Raw genomic sequence first — 19485 nt, forward strand, 5'->3', positions numbered from 1 at the left:
TTTGGTGACTATACAATTTACATTCCAATGTGGCGAAAAAATAACCACTTGCGTCATAATTAAGGCTAAGCGAATACACGGACGGCTTTTGCCCGACTTCGCTCAATGTGTTGACTTTGCGCCACTGCGCCCAATAACAATCACCTTGATCAGGTAAATCACCCAATCCAATCGAAACGCGCGAGATGCGAAATTGATCCCTGATCATACGGGAGGCCGCGATTTTTTACTGGTTACGCAATTTCAGCCGCGCAAGTTTGACCTTTGTCGGCACGCTGATTTCAGCATTGCTCGTCTGGCTTGCCGTCAGTTCGACAGGCAATCTGACCATCCGCGAGCTTGAAAATACCGGACAGGCGCGCCTGGCCCTCTATGACAGCTCCTTGCGGGCCGCAATTGATCGCTATCGCTATCTGCCCTACGTCGTTGCCCGCCATCATCAGGTCATCGAGGCCATCCTGAAACAGGGTACCGCCCACATCGCCAATCTGTATCTTCAACGGGTCAATGAACGATCCGGTGCGGCCGCCCTTTATATTCTCGACCGAACCGGGCAAACCGTTGCGTCAAGCAACTGGAACACGCCTGATAGCTTCGTGGGCGAAGATTATTCTTTCCGACCTTATTTCAACCAATCGATTGCCGGAAGCGAAGGGTTCTTCTTTGGCATCGGTGTTACCACCGGGCGGGCTGGTTTGTTTATTTCCAATCCCATTCGCCAGGACGGCGAGGCGATCGGGGTTGTCGTTGTCAAACTTGAACTCGATGAGCTTGAACAGAACTGGCAAGAAGGTGGGGAAACCGTCTTTGTCGCCGATGCCGATGGTGTCATTACCCTGACCAGTCGGGGGGACTGGAAATACCGGACGGTTTCGCCCCTGTCTGATCAGGATCGTGATCGCATTGTTCGCAACCGCCAATATTCCGGCCGCGAGCTGACATCGCTTGATGTCGGGCGTCAGTTGGCAAAGGGATCGGGGATCGTCACCATCAGTTCCCAGCGTTTCCTGTTTGACAGCAAACCAATTCGCGGCAGCGACTGGCGCATTTATTATCTTACTTCGATGGATCTGGTCACCGATCGTCAAGGGGCGGTCATGCTGATCGCCATCATTGGGGGTGGGATGATCATTTTGGTCATTTTGTTTTTACGCGAACGTGAACTCAAACTGGCGTCCCAACGCGAAGCCCGCGAATTCGCCCATATTCAGGCCCTGAATACCCGCCTTGAAGAAGAAATCACCGAACGCCGGAGAACCGAGGACGAATTGCGCGGCACCCAAAATGAATTGGTGCAGGCCGGAAAACTTGCCGCCCTTGGGCAAATGTCGGCCGCGATTGCGCATGAAATCAATCAGCCGATTACCGCCATCAGAACATTTTGCGCCAGTGCAAAACTCATGATCGAACGCGGCAAAACCGAACAACTTGATCAGAATATCCGCCAGATTTCATCGCTGACCGAACGCATGGGTGCGATTACCGGGCAACTGAAAACATTCTCGCGTAAATCAACCGGCGTGCTTGAACCCGTTGATTTGAAAATAGCCCTTGATAACGCCCTTCAGTTGCTCAGCCCGCAACTGGAGTCTGAAGAATGCACCCTTGAACGTCATGAACTAAACACCCCGCTTATCGTTCATGCCGATCTGGTGCGGATTGAACAGATTTGCGTCAACATCATCCGCAATGCGCTTGATGCCATGGAAAGCAGCCCGACCAAACGCATTCGTATTGATCTGACCACCAACGACGATGACGTCATCATGCGCATTGCCGATACAGGACAAGGCATGAATGACGAGACACTTGCCCTGCTGTTTGATCCGTTCTTCACCACCAAAGACCCGGGGCAAGGTGTGGGATTGGGACTTTCGGTAACTTATGGCATTGTGCGTGACTTCGGCGGCACCATCAAAGCCTATAACAGTGCATCTGGTGGGGCCTGTTTTGAAGTTCGCCTGCCGCTGCTTAAAGGTAAGACAACGTGACGACCAACAGCCAGACCCGCAAAGCCGATCACAAAGCCCACATCATCATTGTCGATGATGACGAAGCAATGCGCATCGCCCTGTCACAATGGCTGGAGTTGTCTGACTTTGCCGTAACGGTCTATGAAGATGCCCGCGAGGCCCTGCGCGATATCAATCCCGATTTTGCCGGTGTGATCCTGACCGATGTGAAAATGCCCCGCCTTGATGGCATTACCTTCACCCGATCGGTTCTGGCAGCGGACCCTGATATCCCCATCATCCTCATGACCGGTCATGGGGATGTGCCAATGGCGGTCGAAGCGATGAAAAGTGGGGCCTATGATTTCGTCGAAAAACCGTTTGAGCCAACCGACATTGTCGAAAACCTGGAACGTGCGATTGAAAAACGCCGTCTGGTCATTGAAAACCGCAATTTGCGTCGCCAAATCGCCCATCGCGGCAGTTTGGACAGCCGCCTGATCGGCAACTCTTTGCCGATGCGCGCCCTTAAGGACGAAATCGCCAATATTGCCCCAACCGAAGTCCCGGTTCTGATCTCCGGGGAAACCGGCACGGGCAAGGAACTTGTCGCGCGCGCCATCCATGATCTAAGCGACCGCCGCAATGACAAATTCGTTGCCGTCAATTGTGCTGCCATCCCCGAAGGAACCGCCGAAAGTGAACTGTTTGGTCACGAAAAGGGCGCCTTTACCGGGGCTGCTGGACAGCGCGTCGGCTGGATCGAACATGCCATTGGCGGCACCTTGTTCCTGGATGAAATTTCAAGCATGCCGCTTGCCCTGCAGGCCAAAATGCTGCGCGTCATTGAACAGCGCGAAGTGGTTCGGGTCGGGTCAAACGCGCCGGTCAAAGTCGATTTCCGCCTGATCTGTGCGACCAACGAAGACTTGAGCGAGGCCGTCACCGCGCGTCATTTCCGCGAAGACCTGTTATTTCGTATCAACACCTTTGAACTTGCCATCGCCCCCTTGCGCGATCGCAAGGATGATGTGGCGTTGCTGTTTGATATCTTTGCAGAACGGGCGGCTGAACGGTTCGAACGTCCCTATGAACGGGTCACTCCGACATTGACCGCCCAAATCAAAACCCACGAATGGCCCGGCAATGTGCGCGAACTTAAAAACATGGCTGAACGCTATGTCCTACTGGTCGGAAGCCCCGAAGAACGGTTCAAACGTCTGTTTAAAGGTGGGCTTGAAACCGCAACATCCGGCCCCGCCGATCTCGCCCTTGCCGATCAGGTCCGTGGTTTTGAAGAACGCGTCATTCGCGATGCCCTTGACCGCCATGACGGCAACGTCAAATCCGTGATGGAAGAACTCGACATTCCGCGCCGGACACTCAATGAAAAGATGAAAAAACTTAATATCCGCCGCGACAAACCAGTCTAACGCCCCAATCTCGGCGTCCCATTACGCAGCTTAAATCGGCGAAAATCCGCCGATCATATTCGGTAAATCGGCAAGATTATGCTTGTTTTGCCAAATCACTACTCATTAAGCATTTGATTTTTAGCAATCTTTTTTATTTTCATTCTGGCATACTCATTGCACATTCGAATTCCAAAATGATAAAATGAAAAAACTAAGGGAGGATACCAATCAGCCAGCCCATTCGGGCTGCTCGATATGGCTGTATTGCAATTCCCCTTTAATGAAATAAGATTTCATCAATCTGCCGGTCGCTGACTGTATTTTTGCATGTCGCACCAGCAGGGTTCTGAAACTGTCGTCGATGTTACAGACGGCTCCGTTTTAGGGTTGCGCATGAAATCCAAGAACAACAGGTCATGCCAAATGGCAGATACAGACCCTTAAGACCGTATATCTTGAACGACCTTTTGATCATATTGACTTAAAGAGTGTTAACCCTAGGGAGGACTACCATGAAGCTTCGTACTCTGCTTACAGCAGCAGCCGCAGCCATGATGCTGACCGCCGCACCTGCTTCGGCACAGCAGCTTTCAATCGCAACCGGTGGTACCGGTGGCGTTTACTATCCGTATGGCGGTGGCCTTGCGGAACTGATTTCCAAATATATTGACGGTGCAAGTGCCGTTGCCGAAGTTACCGGCGCATCCGTTGAAAACATGGGCCTTGTTGCACGTGGCGACAGCGACATTGCAATCGGTCTTGCCGATACCGTTTATGCTGGCTTCACGGGCACCGGTAAATTCGAAGGCCGCACCCTTGATAACGTACGTGCACTGGCATCGATCTATCCGAATGCGGTTCAGATCGTCACCATGGCCGACAGCGGCATCAACGGCCTTGCCGATCTTAAAGGCAAACGCGTTTCTGTTGGTGCACCGGGTTCGGGCACCGAAGTTTCAGCTCAAGCCCTGCTTGCTGCCAATGGCATCACCTATGATGACATCGAAGAACAGCGCCTGAACTTCAACGAAACCGCTGATGCGCTGCGCGATGGTGACATCGATGCCGGTTTCTGGAGCGTTGGCCCACCGACCAGCTCGATCCTTAACCTTGCAACCACCCGCGAGATCAAGCTGATCGCGCTGACCGACGAAGAAATCGTTGCAGCACTTGATGCAGAACCGACCTTCGCACCTTATGCGCTGCGCAAAGGTATCTATGACGGCGTTACTGCACCGGTTAACACCATTTCGACCCCGAACGTTCTGTTCGTAAGCGCAGAAATGGACGAAGAATTGGCTTATCAGATCACCAAGACCCTGTTTGACAAGGTCGGCGAACTGATCGCGATTCACCCGGCAGCCAACGACACCACCGTTGACTTCGCTCTGAACTCCACCCCGATTCCAATGCATCCGGGTGCGCTTCGTTACTACGAAGAAACGGATTCACCGATCCCGCCGAAGCTTTATCCATGATTTTACGTGAATTTGGGCGGCCTCTTGTGGCCGCCCTTCTTCTCTCGATCGCGGCCTGTGCTGGCCCGAACGGCCATCACGAAACAAAACCCGGAACGGTGGTTGATCATCTTGAAGTGATTGCTGCTAACGGGTCGGTTCTGGCCAGAACCGATATTCCTCGTCAATCTGGCTGGTGCCTGTATTGGAACCACTCGGTAACGGGCGACGGGGTGATTGACTGTTACGTAGACGATCTTGGCAAGATGGTTCTCCATCGCGCCTATCAACCCGACTTTGCAGCAGGTCTTGGCCATTATCCCGGCCGTGGAATTTTGACCAGCGCAGAAGGCGGTGGATACTGGATCGAAGATATTGACGAACCCGTCCGGAACAATACCTATGTTCTGCGCGTCGGGAGCCTTGCCGTTAACCATCGCATCGTCACAACAGATGGTGACGAAATCTATCTTTCAAAGATGGCTGAACACACCCGTGTCACCATCCGTCTTGATACCGGGGAATAAGTTAAATGTCTGAACCGGCACCGCTTCCGTCCATGATGGACAGACTGCCGCAGCCAAAAATGGTTGTGATGGCGATTTCGATTATTGCAGTCGCCCTTTCTCTGTTCCAGATGTATGGTGCAGGGATCGAACCACTTGGTCTTTTTTATCAGCGCAGCATCCATCTTGCGTTCGTCATGTTCCTGACCTTTTTGATGTTCCCGGCCTTCGGAAGCAACAAAAAGCGCGGTGCTTTGGGATGGCTGATTGATTTCACCTTCCTTGCCGGTGCCTTTACCACAGGTTTCTATCTGACATTCTATCTCGACGCGATTATCAACCGTGCCGGTTTCTGGAGCGAAGCCGACCTGATCATTGGCATCATCGCCACCGTCACTGTGCTTGAGGCAAGCCGCCGTGCAGTTGGCCTTGGCATGACCGTGATTGGCATTGTCGCCATCCTTTATGCCCTGTCGGGTCCGCGCGGTGCGCTGCCCTGGATTGGTGAATGGTTGCCCGGTATTTTGGCCCATCGCGGTGCGGATGTGGATCGCCTTGTTGGTCAACTTTACCTTGGTCAGGAAGGCATCTATGGCCTGCCGATGGGGGTTGCTGCGACCTATATCTTCATGTTTGTACTGTTTGGTGCGTTCCTTGAAGTCACCGGTGCTGGCAAATTCTTTATCGACATGGCCTATGCCGCGACGGGCAGAAAACCCGGTGGCCCGGCAAAGGCCGCAGTTCTGGCGTCCGCTGGCATGGGATCGATCAGTGGATCGGCCATCGCCAATGTGGTGACCACGGGTGCCTTTACCATTCCGCTGATGAAGCGCCTTGGCTATCGCCCGGCACAGGCCGGTGGGATCGAAGCTGCCGCGTCAACCGGTGGCCAGATTACCCCCCCACTGATGGGCGCTGGCGCATTTCTGATCTCCGAATATACGCAGGTGCCGTATCTCGAAATCGTTATGGTTTCGATCTTCCCGGCAATCTTGTATCTCGGCACGGTTTACCTATTTGTCCACATCGTTGCCTTGAAAAACGGCATGAAGGGCATGCCAATTGAAGAACTGCCAAATTGGCGCGAAGTTCTTAAAGAAGGCTGGCAATTCATCTTGCCGTTGGGCATTTTGATTTATCTGCTTGTCCTTAATATCTCGCCGATGCGCGTTGGTTTCTGGGCGATCATATCGGTGATGGCGGTTGCGGCCCTGCGCTATGCGTTGTGGTTCTTCATCGTCGCACCGCAGAGCGGCAAAAAGCCAAGCCACGATGCCCTTAAACAGGCCGTTTTCAAGGGTATCCACATCACCATTGCCGCCCTTGAACTTGGTGCGAAAAACGCCGTTGCCGTGTCGATGGCCTGTGCGGTTGCCGGCATCATTGTTGGTGTTGTCGGCCTGACCGGTCTTGGCCTGAAATTCTCGTCAATGATGATCGCATTTTCGGGTGGCAACATTGTTCTGGCACTCGTGCTGGTCCTGATCGCCAGCCTGATCCTTGGCATGGGCCTTCCGGTCACCGCGTCCTATATCGTTCTGATCGTTCTGGTTGGACCAGCCCTTTCAAACGAATTTGGCATTCCGCTTCTGATCGCCCATCTGGTGGTGTTCTGGTACTCGCAGGATAGTAACGTTACACCGCCCATTGCGCTGGCCGGCTTTGCCGGGGCCGCAATAGCCGGGGCCAGTCCCATGGAAACAAGTTTCCAGGCCTGGAAATTTGCCAAGGGCCTGTATCTGATCCCGGCATTCATGGTGTTCAACCCGGAAATCATCGAAGGTGGCTCGATCGAGATTGTTCTCTGGACCGGCTTTACCGCCATTCTCTGTCTGGTGGCCTTTGCAGCAGCCCTTGAAGGCTATCTGTTTGCCCATATGGACATTCTGTCACGGGTTCTGATCGTTCCGGCGACAATCGGTGTGTTCTATCCGGACCTGACAGCCGAAATCGCAGGCACCGTCGTCCTTCTGGTTATTCTTGGCGTTAACTGGTGGAAGGGCAAAAGTAACGGCCCAACCCCGGCAGTCGCCGCCAGCTAGGCACCCTTGCCCAACACTTTCAAAAGCCCGCAGCATTCGTTGCGGGCTTTTTCTTTGCCGATTCGCGTTTGATCACGAACTTTTACCGACCAGTTTTCCCTATCCGGGCGGGCAGTAGACCAACGGCAATTGAATCGATACATTTAACGACGCCATTCAAATCTGGATACGTCATTCCCCATGCAGTTTATTCATTTGTTGCGCCAAGCCCCAAGGCAGCTTGCCTTTGGCGCATTGCACAGTTTCGGATCGTCCTTTGGGCAGACCTTTTTGGTCGCACTGTTCGTGCCGTTCATTTCGGCAAGCCTGGCACTCAACGAAACCGAATTTGCCAACATCTATGCTGGCATTACAATCGGAAGCGCGCTTTGTCTGCCCATCGTTGGTCGCTGGATCGATAAGGTCGATATTCTGTCTTACAGCTTGGCGACAATGGTCTTGCTCGCCGTTGGCTGTTTGCTGATTTCATTTGCCACCAACGTCTGGATGCTGATTGGCGCCCTGTTTATCTTGCGTCTGGCCGGACAGGGCCTGATGACCCATGTGAGCATGACCGGCATTGCCCGGTATTTCAGCCGCAATCGCGGGCGGGCATTGGCAATTGCCAGTTTTGGCTTTCCCTTGGCCGAGGCGATCATGCCCGCCACCCTTCTGGCGCTGATTGCGGCCTTTGGCTGGCGATATACCTATGCCGGATCAGGTGTGTTTATCCTGCTGATCCTTATCCCCATGGCGATCTTGTTGATCCGCGGGGATTCCAAATTCCGCAACGCCCCGACCAAATCAGGCGAGTCGGCAAAAACATCTGGCGCAAACCAGACCAGCACGGCCGAAGACTCCACCGACACAACCCACCCCGAAACCGACCATCCGCGCCTGTTTAAATCACTTTATGTCTGGCTTTGCCTGCCGATGCTAGCCGCCCCGCCCTTGATCATGACCGCGCTGTTTTTCCATCAAGGTGCCATTTCCAGCCATAAGGGCATTGATCTTGGCTGGTTTGCGGCAGGCTTTACCGTATTTGCCATCACATCGGTTCTGGGCGCATTTGGCAGCGGTCCGTTGATTGACAAACATTCCGCCCGGCGTCTTTTCCCCTGGCATTTAATCCCGATGATGGCCGGGATTGCTGTCCTTGCCATGACCCATCAGCCCTATGTGATTTTGATCTATATGGGCTTGGTCGGGATTACGGTTGGATTCGCAACCACCTTGCGCACCGCAATCATCCCGGAACTGGTTCCTTTGAATGAAATCGGGGCCGCGCGCAGCACATTAACCGCCGTCATGGTGCTGGCCTCTGCCATGGGCCCGGCGATGTATGGCTGGATGTTTGCAGCTGACATTCACATCGAGATGATGCTGATCATAACCTTGATTGTCATGGCCGTGATCACGGTGATGTCCTGGGTCTCGGAACGGCCGGGCTTTTATGTCCCGCCGGGTGTGAGCCCGCAGGACGCGCATTAGATCAGGTTAAATTGCGATCCATGCCGCCAACCGAGCAAAAAAAATGGCCCGGAACACAAAAGTGTCCGGGCCAGTCGGGAAAACAGCGTCAAAACTTGGGAGGAAGACGCTAGATAGAAACAGTTCAATCAGCTAGCGGGAGCACCTCTTGGGGAGGAAAATCAATCGGTGCTCAACCGGCTATCAAAGCTGATTAGGCAGCACCGCCAACGGTACCGGCCGGATGTTTGATGTCGGAAACCTTGTCCGAACCTTTGAACAGGTTGCGGAAGAAGGAACCTACGAACTCAGCGCGAAGCTGCTGACCTTTACGCACACCGGCTTCGATTTCGCTGGTGGAGATGTAACGGGTGGTGATGTCTTCGTAAGTGGCCATGGTGACCTCCTTAAATTTCGGTGTTTGCGACAACCTCGTCGCTCTCGATGAACCCAATCTAATTTTCTTTACCGGGAAAGAGAATTACCTCAATATGCACATTACTTGTGAAGTAACGTCATAAATAGGATACCGAGATATGGATCGCGCCGCGGAAATGGAAATCTTTGTCCATGCTGTTGAAGAAGGAAGCTTCTCCGCAGCTGCCCGGACCATGCGTCTGTCACCCTCAGCGGTGTCAAAATACATTTCCCGACTGGAAGACCGCCTTGGCGCCCGTCTGTTAATGCGCACCACCCGTCAGCTCAGCCTGACGGAAGAAGGCCGCGCCTTTTACGAACGTGCGCGCACGATCTTGACCGAGATCGAAGAAGCCGAAGAAGTCGTCACCCAGCTTTATGCCGCCCCGCGTGGGACGCTGCGCATTAACGCATCGGTGGCCTTCACCAAAATGCAGGTGGTGCCGCTGATCCCGGAATTCCTCGCCCGTTATCCCGATGTGCGAATCGAGCTCACACTCGATGATAAGTTCACCGATCTGGTCAACGATGGCTATGATCTGGCCATTCGCTTGTCCGCGCTTGAAGATTCATCGCTGATTGCGCGTAAATATGCGGTCAACCGCCGCATGATCGTCGCATCGCCGGAATATCTCGAAAAAAATGGTATTCCCCGCGAACCCCAGGAATTGGAAAACCATAACTGTCTGCATCTGTCATCACGCGAAAGCTTCAATGACTGGCACTTTGAAACCCCGAACGGTCACGTCGCCTTCCGGGCACAAGGATCGTTTTCCGCCAATGACGGGGACGTTCTGCACGAAGCCGTTCTGGCCGGTCTGGGCATGGCGCGTTTGGCTGAATATCTGGTCCATGAAGATATCCGTACCGGCCGCCTGACCCCGGTTCTGACCGAATATGTCCATGATCAGGCGTGGATTTCGGCGGTGTATCCCCATAAACGCCATCTCTCGCCCAAGGTCCGCGCCTTTGTCGATTTCCTGGCTGAAAAATTCACCCCGGTCCCGCCGTGGGAGCTTGGCTTCCGCGATGCCCGTGCGGTTAAAAAGAACCCGGATGGCTCGACCGATACACGGACCACGGCAAGAGATATCGCCAAATAAGGCAGCCTAGAAAGTAAGTACTTTTTGATAAGCGCTGAAATCAAACCGAAACTGATATTCGGTTGAACGGCTAAGATCATCCAGAATGCGGCGTTCGCCAGTCCGGGCGAAGCCGCATTTTTCATAAAACCGATGCCCGGCCTCAAACCGCGTATCGGTCCACAGCATGACGGTCGCGCAAGTTGGATGATTTTGCCCTAGCCACGCCAATGCCTTGGCCATCATGCGCTGAGCCAAACCCTGACCACGGGTATCTTTATCAAGATAAACTTTATGAAGTTCGGCCTCAGCAGACTGGTCGTCATATTTCACGCCGAAACAGCCCACAATGCGATCCGCATCATCCACCGCGACCCAAATCCGACCATCGGCGTTTTTGAAATCATCGGCAACGGCATCAAGTTCGGGAAACTCGCCATCGCGATCAAACACACAACCCGGATATTCGCCAAACACTGCGTCAATCAGGGCTGCAATCCCGTCGCCATCGGGGTTAAAGGCCGGTCGAATGGTCAGGCCCGTAACGCTTCCCGAATTTCCGCCCGCATTTGGCCTTACAACACCCGATCCGCTCATCAGCCCAGAACCACACCCTTGGCAAGTTTGTCATAGCCGCGCAACACCGCATTGGCATCCATCGCCGCCTTGCCGGGACGCTGAATGCGGGTTGGACGCAAGGCCCCGCTGCCACAGCCAATGCTAAGCGCATCATCAAGGATCTCGCCAACCGGGCCGGATTGATCGGTTACAAGGGCGGCCTGCACCTTGATCCGTTCCTTACCCAGTTCGAAATAGGCCCCCGGCCAAGGAGTAAAGGCGCGAATTTTGCGCTCCAATGCTTGTGCATCATCGCTAAAATCAAGCTTGGCTTCGGACCGTTCAAGCTTCGCGGCATAGGTCACGCCATCTTCTGGCTGCTTGGTCGCAACCAACGCACCCTTGGGCAATTTTTCCAAGGCATCGACAATCATTTTCCCGCCAAGCGTTGCAAGATCATCATGCAGGGCATTGGCATAGGTTTCCGCCGTAATCGGGATTTCACCAATCAGCAACATATCCCCGGTATCAAGTCCGACATCCATCTGCATGATCGTCACACCCGTCGCGTCATCCCCGGCCAAAATCGCCCGCTGGATCGGGGCCGCCCCGCGCCAACGCGGCAAAAGCGATGCATGAATGTTCAAGCAACCATATTTTGGCGCATCCAAAATCGCCTTGGGCAGGATCAGGCCGTAAGCCGCGACCACCGCAACATCGAGATCAAGATCGGCAAACGCCTGCTTTTCCGCATCCGACTTAAGCGATACCGGCGTTCTGACTTCAATGCCGTGATCTTGCGCCCATGCATGCACCGGACTTGGTGTTTCCTTTTGCCCTCGCCCGGCAGGACGGGGCGGCTGGGAATAAACGCACACAACATCATGCCCGCCTGCGACCAGATCCTTTAACGCCACAAGGGCAAAATCTGGGGTTCCCATAAAGGCAATGCGCAGCTTGGTCATGATCTTGGTCCATTCATCATCAGGTCGGCGGTGATTTTTGATCTTCTGGCGGCAATTTGGCGCTATCTTGATCAAATGACAAGCCAAGCCTGCACCCAAACCAGCAATTCGAACAAATACAACGTAGACCACATCTGGCACGCCGATTGGAGCATGTCGGCCAAAGGCCGCTGGGTCGCCAAGGCCCGGCGATCCGATCATGGCTGGTTAATCCACGCGATTGAGCCGGTCGGGATGCTCAATCAATTTCGCCAATCCCTTTCTGATCTTGGTCATGATCAGACCATCTGGCTTGGCCTTGATATGCCGATCGGCTTTGTCGATTTCTGGTATGATGGCGCGAATGTTAAAGACTTTAAGACACTGCTTGGCCTGCTTCGTGGTGACAACTGGCAAAAATTCTTTGATGTTTGCAGTACACCCGATGAAATCACCTATAAGTGCCCATTTTACCCGAAAATTTCCGGCATCAAGGGCAGCGTCAAACGCGAACATCTTTTAACCGCCCTCGGCCTTACCGATTTCCGTCAATTGCATCGCCGTTGCGAGCTTGCGACCATTGATCGCAACGCCGCCTGTCCATCCTTCTGGACATTGGGTGCCAATCAAGTCGGTAAAGGCATGTTGCATGGCCTTGAAAACCTGATCATCCCCGGCCAGCAAGACGGCTTTCACATCTGGCCATTTTCCGGCGACCTTGCAGCCTGTACAAAACGCCCCGGTGTCACCCTGATTGAAACCTATCCCGGTGAAATCTATCGCTGGCTTGATATAAGTGAGTTGACTAAATCAAATCAAGATAGTCGTGCAATTGCCGTCAAACAGCTTGGTCTTTATGCCGCCCAAAACGCGATTGAAATCAGCCCGGCCGTAATGACCGATATCGCAACCGGCTTTGGCCCGAAACAGGGCAAGGATGATGCCTTTGACGCGCTGGTGGGGGTGATGGGACTGATCCGGATTGCCGATGGCAAACGCCCTGAACATCTTCCAATTGATCCGGTCATTACCGAACGCGAAGGCTGGATCGTTGGCATGGATGCCTGCACGATCAAACGCCAGACAAAATACCGGATAAAATAAAAGGGCCGGATACCCGGTCCTTTGCGCGTTTCAGATCAAATCAATCACGCAGATTTTTTCGTCTTCTGCAGCTTCTGAACCTTTTTCAGGATCATATTGCGTTTAAGCGCGCTGAGATAATCGGTGAACAAAACCCCGTCAAGATGATCGATCTCATGCTGGATGCAGGTGGCAAGCAGACCGTCTGCTTCGATCTCGTGCTCTTTGCCATTTTCATCCAGATACCGCATGCCGACTTCGGCCGGGCGTTCGACATCGGCATATTGATCCGGGATCGACAAACAACCTTCCTGATAAACCGCCATTTCTCCCGATTCCCAGATGATTTCCGGGTTGATCAGTTTCAGCGGCTTTGACTTTTCTTCTTCATCAGAAACATCCATGACCACAACGCGCTTCATCACACCGATCTGCGGTGCGGCCAAACCAATGCCCGGCGCCGCGTACATGGTTTCAAGCATGTCATCAAGAAGTTGTCTGATCTCATCATTCACGTCCGTAACCGGCTCACATTCCTTTTTCAGGCGCGGGTCTGGAACGATAAGAATTTCACGCAGGGCCATGGGTCTTTATTCCGATTTCGAACTAAATTCTATACACAATAATAGCAAATTTCGCGCTTCGAAATAAGGTTTCCCAGCACCCAAGTCAAGCAAACTGCCCAATCTGGCAGAGATATCAGTCATGCTCTATCGCGTTTGAGCTCTCATTTTTATCACCATCGGCACCTTCGTCGTCCGGCCCGGCGAGTAATTCCAGCTTGGTCACATCGCGGACATGGGTTTCAGAAGGTGCTGGTTCTTCGATCATGCGATCATCGGCAACGATATGCTTTTCCTTCAATTTACGCGCGGAGACCAGAACCGATCCTTCAAGCGATCCAAGAGTTTTATTGTAATTCTTGACCGTGCTTTCAAGGGATTTGCCCATCAAACTGAAGTTTTTGGCGAGCGTGCCAAGGCGGTCAAACAATTGCTGGCCAATCTCGCTGATATCGCGCGCATTCTCGGCCAAGGCTTCCTGTCGCCAGCCATATGAAACGGCCTTAAGCAACCCAAGCAAGGTTGTCGGCGTCGCAAGGATCACCCCGTCGCGGAAACTGTCCTCAATCAGGCGCGGGTCCCGTTCAAGGGCCGCCGAGAAGAAGCTTTCACCCGGCAAGAACAGCACGACGAATTCCGGGCTATCAACCGATTTCCAATAGGATTTTTTCGACAGATCCGAGATCACCTTGCGCACATTGGTCACATAGGTCCCCATCAATGCTTCGCGGCGATCATCATCATATTTTTCGTCAATTGCTTCGAGATAGGCCGATGTCGGGGCCTTGGCATCGACAACGATGTTCTTGCCACCCGGAAGGTGAATGACCATGTCGGGCTTTTGAACGCCTTCGTCGGTGTTGAAATGCACCTGTTCGTCAAAGTCACAATGTTTGAGCATCCCGGCCAGCTCGACAATACGTTTAAGCTGCAACTCACCCCATTTCCCTGACACCGATGAACTCGACCGAAGGGCGGAGCTTAGCGTCTGGGTTTCCTTGGTCAGTCGGGTCTGTGATTGCACAAGGGTCCCGACCTGTTCGCGCAATTCGCCGTAAGCTTCCTTGCGGTTTTTTTCAAGTTCATTAACCTTGGTATCAAAGGCCTCAAGACGTTCTTTGATGGGTTTAACGATTCCGTCAATTGCCTGCTGGCGTTTTTCAAGGTCACCCTTGGCCCCTTCCTGCAAACGCGAAAAGTTTTCCCGCGCCAGCTTCATGAACTCGTCATTATTGACCTTCAGCGCATCGGATGACAAAGCCTTGAAACTATCAAGCAACTTGATCTTGGCATCTTCCAGCATCGCAAGCTTTTCAGCCGCGGCTTCGCGTTCTTTTTCCAACGCGGTTTCAAGTTCCGATCCTTTTTCTCGCCAATGATCAAGCGTAACGCGAAGTTCTTTCATCTCGGCTTCAAGAATGGGGACACGGTTGGCCGTGGTTTCGGCAATCGCGCGTTTTTCAGACGTCTCGGACAACTTGTCGCGGGTGATGGCCAATTCAGCGGCCAAATCACGCCGGGTGGCTTCGGTCTGTTCAAGCTGAGAAGCCAAAAGGGCTGTGCGCGACTCTATATCTTTATTGGCCGCATCCTTGACGCGCTTTACCGCTACCACACCATAGATAATTGCCGCCACAGCAACCGCCAAAGCCCCTGCGCCCAAATATATCGGATCCATCATCCCACCATTCCATGATCATTTGCGTTCTTTGTATCTGTTTTGTTCCATCAAATCCACAACCGAACGGCCTTAATTTCGCGCAAGACCTATCTGAATTTATGTCACTGATGACTGGCGAAAATTTAAATTTCCGCTATATATCAAATAGATAGTTATGATCCGTCACGATATCACGTTAAGGTTGAACCTTTCTAAAACCCCCACCAACCGGACGTCCCGAAACACTCAACCCCGAAATTCAACAAGCAATCCGCCAGTTTCCGCATCACGGCCCCCGTCTTAAGTTGTATTTCCTGAACATCTTCTGCGCACTAGCATAGGGCGCAAGCGACAGGATTACTTTTAGGGTGCTGCGTTTCCGCTACGGAACTGCTTGCAACGACAAAAGTCTGATCTCTGAACCGCACCGAAATATCGCATCGGCAAAGGGCCTGCTTCTGATCTGTGACAGAACAACAAGCCACTGTCGGATGTGAATGGAAAGACCACAGGAAACGAACAAGAGGCCACATATGTCTGCGAACGTTTATCCCGTCCCCGGCGACATCGCAAAGAGCGCCCTGATCGACAAGTCGAAATACGACGCCATGTACAAACAGTCGGTCGAAGATCCGGACGGCTTCTGGGGCGAACATGGCAAACGCATCGACTGGATCAAGCCATACACCAAGGTCAAAAATGTCAGCTTTGACACCAAAGACCTTTACATCAAATGGTATGAAGACGGCACGCTGAACGTTTCGGCCAACTGTCTTGACCGTCATCTGGAAAAACGTGGCGATCAGACCGCCATCATTTTCGAAGGCGATGATCCAAGCGTTTCCGAACACATCACCTATCGCGATCTGTATGAGCGCACCTGCCGTTTCGCCAATGCCCTGAAATCGATGGGTGTGAGCAAAGGCGACCGCGTTGTCATCTATCTGCCGATGATCCCCGAGGCGACCGTTGCCATGCTGGCCTGTGCCCGTATCGGTGCCATCCATTCCATCGTGTTTGGCGGCTTCTCACCCGAAGCCCTTGCCGGTCGCGTTGAAGATTGCGGTGCCAAGGTTGTCATCACATCTGACGAAGGCCTGCGTGGCGGTCGTGCGGTTCCGCTTAAACGCAATGCCGACGAAGCTTTGTCGCATCCGGGTGTGAAATCGGTTGAAAAACTGGTTGTGGTCAAACGTACCGGCAAAGACGTTGCATGGAATGATGCCCGCGACGTCTGGTATCACGAAGCCTGTGCCGCAGCATCGCCTGATTGCCCCCCGACCGAGGTCAATGCCGAAGACCCGCTTTTCGTTCTTTATACCTCGGGCTCGACCGGCAAGCCAAAAGGCGTTCTGCATACATCGGGCGGTTACCTTGTGTACGCCTCGATGACCCACGAATATGTCTTTGATTACCATGATGGCGATATTTACTGGTGCACGGCCGATGTTGGCTGGGTCACCGGTCACAGCTATATCGTCTATGGCCCGCTGGCCAATGGTGCCACGACCCTGATGTTCGAAGGTGTGCCAAGCTATCCGGACGCATCACGCTTCTGGCAGGTCTGTGAAAAGCACAAGGTCAATATTTTCTACACCGCACCAACCGCCATCCGTGCGCTAATGCGCGAAGGCGAAAGCTGGGTCAACAAGGCCGATCTTTCAAGCTTGCGTATCCTTGGCTCGGTCGGGGAACCGATCAACCCCGAAGCCTGGGAATGGTATAACCAGCATGTCGGCAAGGGCACGTGCCCGATTGTCGATACCTGGTGGCAGACCGAAACCGGCGGGATTTTGATCACCCCGCTTCCGGGTGCAACCGATTTGAAACCGGGCTCGGCAACCCTGCCGTTCTTTGGTGTGCAGCCGGCATTGTATGACAATGAAGGCAAGGAACTTGAAGGCACGACCGATGGCAACCTTGTGATCAAGGATAGCTGGCCGGGCCAGATGCGTACCGTTTACGGCGATCATGAACGCTTTATCCAGACCTATTTCAGCACGTTTGCCAATGTCTACACGACAGGCGATGGCGCCCGCCGTGATGATGATGGCTACTACTGGATCACAGGCCGCGTCGATGACGTGATCAACGTATCGGGTCACCGCATGGGGACGGCTGAAGTCGAAAGTGCGCTTGTTGCTCATCCAAAAGTCGCCGAGGCCGCCGTGGTTGGCGTTCCACACGACATTAAGGGTCAGGGAATCTATGCCTATGTCACGCTCAATGCCGACGAAGAACCAAACGAAGAGCTGCGTCTTGAACTGGTTAAATGGGTCCGCAAAGAAATCGGTCCAATCGCCAGCCCCGACTTCCTGCAATGGTCGCCGGGTCTTCCGAAAACCCGTTCGGGCAAAATCATGCGCCGTATCCTGCGCAAGATTGCCGCAAACGAATATGACCAGCTTGGCGATACCTCGACCCTTGCCGATCCCGGCGTTGTCGATGATCTGATCGATAACCGTCAGAACCGCTAACCCGTCTGGCATCAACCCGTTGATTTTACAAGGCCCCGATGCAGTTGCACCGGGGCCTTTGCCGTTCGCGCACATGCCCTTTCCCGACGCGTTTCGATATTCCCGGTTGTGCTGGTTCTGGAATTGCTATAAGTAAACGGCGCTGCGATGCAGCATTTTTTGCTTATCCTTATTATGGACATGAGGCCGATGTAAGAACTGTTTCGATAAATTCCTGCCTGCGACCGGTCTGATTTTTTTCAGCGCCGATGTTACACGCATGGCAGTGACGAAACAGCGTTCGGCCTACCCAAATTCCTGAATTCTATATGTTCTTTGTTCGCCAGATAGCGCGGCAATATGCAAATTTCGACTGGAGATAAGTCTGTGAACACCGATTTCCTTCCGCGATTGCGGACCGAATGGTTTGGCAATATCCGTGGTGACATTCTGGCCGGGATCGTTGTGGCCCTTGCCCTGATCCCCGAAGCCATCGCCTTTTCGATCATCGCCGGGGTTGACCCGAAGGTCGGGCTTTATGCCTCTTTCTCGATTGCGGTGATCACCGCCATTGTCGGGGGGCGTCCGGGCATGATTTCGGCCGCCACGGCTGCAACCGCGGTTCTGATGATCACGCTGGTGCGCGAACACGGGCTTGAATATCTCCTCGCCGCAACAGTTCTTGCCGGCCTGTTGCAGATTGTCGCCGGGATTTTCAAACTGGGTTATGTCATGCGGTTTGTCTCCAAATCGGTAATGACCGGCTTTGTCAATGCGCTGGCCATCCTGATCTTTATGGCGCAATTGCCCGAACTGACCAATGTGACCTGGGTGACCTACGCCATGGTCGCGGGTGGCCTTGCGATCATTTATCTGTTCCCGCGCATCACCAAAGTCATCCCCTCACCGCTGGTCTGCATCATTGTCCTGACGGTTATATCGCTGTTCATCAATGCCGATCTGCGCACCGTGGGTGATATGGGCGAACTGCCCTCGACCCTGCCGATCTTCCTGATCCCCGATATTCCGCTAAATCTTGAAACCCTGATGATCATTCTGCCCTATTCGGCAGCAGTCGCGGTTGTCGGGTTGCTGGAATCCCTGATGACCGCCCAGATTGTCGATGATCTGACCGACACGCCGTCCAACAAGAACCGCGAATGCATTGGTCAGGGTATCGCCAATACTGCCACCGGCTTTATCGGCGGCATGGCGGGCTGTGCGATGATCGGCCAATCGGTGATCAATGTGAAATCCGGTGGTCGCGGGCGTCTGTCGACCTTTGTTGCCGGAATTTTCCTGCTGTTCATGATTGTCGTGTTGAGCGATATCGTCAGCATCATTCCGATGGCCGCCCTTGTTGCCATCATGATCATGGTATCCATCGGCACATTTAGCTGGTCGTCGATCAAGAACCTGCGCGAACATCCGCGCAGTTCATCCATCGTCATGCTGGCCACCGTGGTTACGGTTGTCGGCACCCACAATCTTGCCATCGGGGTTCTGGTCGGTGTCCTTTTGTCGGGCATTTTCTTTGCCTGGAAGATTTCCCAGATTTTCCGCGTGTCCAGCACGCTTTCAGAAGATAGCAGCCATCGAACCTATCTGGTCGAAGGACAGGTGTTCTTTGCCTCGGCGGATGATTTTACCGCCGCCTTTGACTTCAAGGAAGCACTGGACAAGGTCACCATCGATGTCAGCCACGCGCATATTTGGGACATTTCAAGTGTTGCATCACTCGACATGGTCGTGCTCAAATTCCGCCGTGAAGGGGCCGAGGTCGAATTGATCGGTCTCAATGAAGCCAGCGAGACAATCGTCGATAAACTGGCCATCCACGACAAGCCCGGCGCGCTTGAACGCCTGATGGGCCACTAAGCCCACAGGGCAAGGGAAAAGGG

Annotated in this window: 15 protein-coding genes; 10 read left to right on the forward strand and 5 right to left on the reverse strand. The window is 53.4% G+C overall.

Features of this window, described 5'->3' with window-relative positions; all coding sequences use genetic code 11:
• Positions 1 to 257 precede the first annotated feature (257 nt).
• From ACQ0MK_RS16385 to ACQ0MK_RS16410, 6 genes are all read left to right on the forward strand, one after another.
• The gene (locus ACQ0MK_RS16385; protein ID WP_430473507.1) at positions 258 to 1991 is read left to right on the forward strand and encodes a sensor histidine kinase; all 1734 of its coding nucleotides are present in this window, start codon (positions 258 to 260) and stop codon (positions 1989 to 1991) included.
• A complete protein-coding gene (locus ACQ0MK_RS16390; RefSeq protein ID WP_430473508.1) occupies positions 1988 to 3385 on the forward strand; it encodes a sigma-54-dependent transcriptional regulator in 1398 nt (465 codons plus the stop codon). Before ACQ0MK_RS16385 ends, ACQ0MK_RS16390 begins: the two co-directional genes overlap by 4 nt.
• 494 nt (positions 3386 to 3879) lie before the next feature.
• Positions 3880 to 4845: a TAXI family TRAP transporter solute-binding subunit gene (locus tag ACQ0MK_RS16395; protein WP_430473509.1), complete on the forward strand. Its 966-nt coding sequence runs from the start codon at positions 3880 to 3882 to the stop codon at positions 4843 to 4845.
• Positions 4842 to 5351, forward strand: a complete 510-nt coding sequence (locus ACQ0MK_RS16400) for a DUF1850 domain-containing protein (RefSeq protein ID WP_430473510.1) — start codon at positions 4842 to 4844, stop codon at positions 5349 to 5351. The genes ACQ0MK_RS16395 and ACQ0MK_RS16400 overlap by 4 nt, the downstream gene beginning before the upstream one ends.
• A 5-nt stretch (positions 5352 to 5356) precedes the next feature.
• A complete protein-coding gene (locus ACQ0MK_RS16405) occupies positions 5357 to 7372 on the forward strand; it encodes a TRAP transporter permease (protein WP_430473511.1) in 2016 nt (671 codons plus the stop codon).
• 180 nt (positions 7373 to 7552) lie between these two features.
• Positions 7553 to 8842: an MFS transporter gene (locus ACQ0MK_RS16410; RefSeq protein ID WP_430473512.1), complete on the forward strand. Its 1290-nt coding sequence runs from the start codon at positions 7553 to 7555 to the stop codon at positions 8840 to 8842.
• Between the two features lie 193 nt (positions 8843 to 9035).
• On the opposite strand, the gene ACQ0MK_RS16415 is transcribed toward ACQ0MK_RS16410, so the two are convergent.
• Entirely contained in the window at positions 9036 to 9218 is a 183-nt protein-coding gene (locus tag ACQ0MK_RS16415; RefSeq protein WP_430473513.1) for a hypothetical protein, read from the reverse strand.
• Between the two features lie 139 nt (positions 9219 to 9357).
• Here ACQ0MK_RS16415 and ACQ0MK_RS16420 point away from each other — a divergent pair, with 139 nt between their 5' ends.
• Positions 9358 to 10341 carry a LysR family transcriptional regulator gene (locus ACQ0MK_RS16420; RefSeq protein ID WP_430473514.1) on the forward strand — a complete coding sequence of 328 codons (984 nt, stop codon included), beginning with the start codon at positions 9358 to 9360 and terminating at the stop codon, positions 10339 to 10341.
• Between the two features lie 6 nt (positions 10342 to 10347).
• Here ACQ0MK_RS16420 and ACQ0MK_RS16425 read toward each other — a convergent pair whose 3' ends face one another.
• Together ACQ0MK_RS16425 and fmt are read right to left on the reverse strand one after the other, a co-directional pair.
• Entirely contained in the window at positions 10348 to 10917 is a 570-nt protein-coding gene (locus ACQ0MK_RS16425) for a GNAT family N-acetyltransferase (protein ID WP_430473515.1), read from the reverse strand.
• Positions 10917 to 11843 carry a methionyl-tRNA formyltransferase gene (gene fmt, locus ACQ0MK_RS16430; RefSeq protein WP_430473516.1) on the reverse strand — a complete coding sequence of 309 codons (927 nt, stop codon included), beginning with the start codon at positions 11841 to 11843 and terminating at the stop codon, positions 10917 to 10919. Before fmt ends, ACQ0MK_RS16425 begins: the two co-directional genes overlap by 1 nt.
• 30 nt (positions 11844 to 11873) lie before the next feature.
• On the opposite strand from fmt, the gene ACQ0MK_RS16435 reads away from it, so the two are divergent.
• A complete protein-coding gene (locus tag ACQ0MK_RS16435; protein ID WP_430473517.1) occupies positions 11874 to 12926 on the forward strand; it encodes a methyltransferase type 12 in 1053 nt (350 codons plus the stop codon).
• 44 nt (positions 12927 to 12970) lie between these two features.
• Here ACQ0MK_RS16435 and def read toward each other — a convergent pair whose 3' ends face one another.
• Both def and rmuC read right to left on the reverse strand, forming a co-directional pair.
• Positions 12971 to 13489, reverse strand: coding sequence for a peptide deformylase (gene def / locus ACQ0MK_RS16440; RefSeq protein ID WP_430473518.1), 519 nt, complete (start codon positions 13487 to 13489; stop codon positions 12971 to 12973).
• A gap of 115 nt (positions 13490 to 13604) precedes the next feature.
• Entirely contained in the window at positions 13605 to 15149 is a 1545-nt protein-coding gene (rmuC, locus tag ACQ0MK_RS16445) for a DNA recombination protein RmuC (RefSeq protein WP_430473519.1), read from the reverse strand.
• A 512-nt stretch (positions 15150 to 15661) separates the two neighbouring features.
• Between rmuC and acs the strand changes: the two genes are divergently transcribed.
• Together acs and ACQ0MK_RS16455 are read left to right on the forward strand one after the other, a co-directional pair.
• Positions 15662 to 17605 carry an acetate--CoA ligase gene (gene acs, locus ACQ0MK_RS16450; RefSeq protein ID WP_430473520.1) on the forward strand — a complete coding sequence of 648 codons (1944 nt, stop codon included), beginning with the start codon at positions 15662 to 15664 and terminating at the stop codon, positions 17603 to 17605.
• Between the two features lie 366 nt (positions 17606 to 17971).
• The gene (locus ACQ0MK_RS16455) at positions 17972 to 19462 is read left to right on the forward strand and encodes a SulP family inorganic anion transporter (protein ID WP_430473521.1); all 1491 of its coding nucleotides are present in this window, start codon (positions 17972 to 17974) and stop codon (positions 19460 to 19462) included.
• The last annotated feature ends 23 nt before the right edge of the window (positions 19463 to 19485 follow it).

This window comes from Thalassospira lucentensis (genome assembly GCF_050516545.1).
Lineage (GTDB): Bacteria > Pseudomonadota > Alphaproteobacteria > Rhodospirillales > Thalassospiraceae > Thalassospira > Thalassospira lucentensis_C.

What these genes read in the sequence shown, in the direction of transcription:
- ACQ0MK_RS16395 (WP_430473509.1), top strand. Translation starts at nt 3,880, where the DNA reads ATGAAGCTTCGTACTCTGCTTACAGCAGCAGCCGCAGCCATGATGCTG.
- acs (WP_430473520.1), top strand. Translation starts at nt 15,662, where the DNA reads ATGTCTGCGAACGTTTATCCCGTCCCCGGCGACATCGCAAAGAGCGCC.
- fmt (WP_430473516.1), bottom strand. Translation starts at nt 11,843, where the DNA reads ATGACCAAGCTGCGCATTGCCTTTATGGGAACCCCAGATTTTGCCCTT.
- ACQ0MK_RS16420 (WP_430473514.1), top strand. Translation starts at nt 9,358, where the DNA reads ATGGATCGCGCCGCGGAAATGGAAATCTTTGTCCATGCTGTTGAAGAA.
- ACQ0MK_RS16410 (WP_430473512.1), top strand. Translation starts at nt 7,553, where the DNA reads ATGCAGTTTATTCATTTGTTGCGCCAAGCCCCAAGGCAGCTTGCCTTT.
- ACQ0MK_RS16425 (WP_430473515.1), bottom strand. Translation starts at nt 10,917, where the DNA reads ATGAGCGGATCGGGTGTTGTAAGGCCAAATGCGGGCGGAAATTCGGGA.
- rmuC (WP_430473519.1), bottom strand. Translation starts at nt 15,149, where the DNA reads ATGATGGATCCGATATATTTGGGCGCAGGGGCTTTGGCGGTTGCTGTG.
- def (WP_430473518.1), bottom strand. Translation starts at nt 13,489, where the DNA reads ATGGCCCTGCGTGAAATTCTTATCGTTCCAGACCCGCGCCTGAAAAAG.
- ACQ0MK_RS16415 (WP_430473513.1), bottom strand. Translation starts at nt 9,218, where the DNA reads ATGGCCACTTACGAAGACATCACCACCCGTTACATCTCCACCAGCGAA.
- ACQ0MK_RS16400 (WP_430473510.1), top strand. Translation starts at nt 4,842, where the DNA reads ATGATTTTACGTGAATTTGGGCGGCCTCTTGTGGCCGCCCTTCTTCTC.
- ACQ0MK_RS16405 (WP_430473511.1), top strand. Translation starts at nt 5,357, where the DNA reads ATGTCTGAACCGGCACCGCTTCCGTCCATGATGGACAGACTGCCGCAG.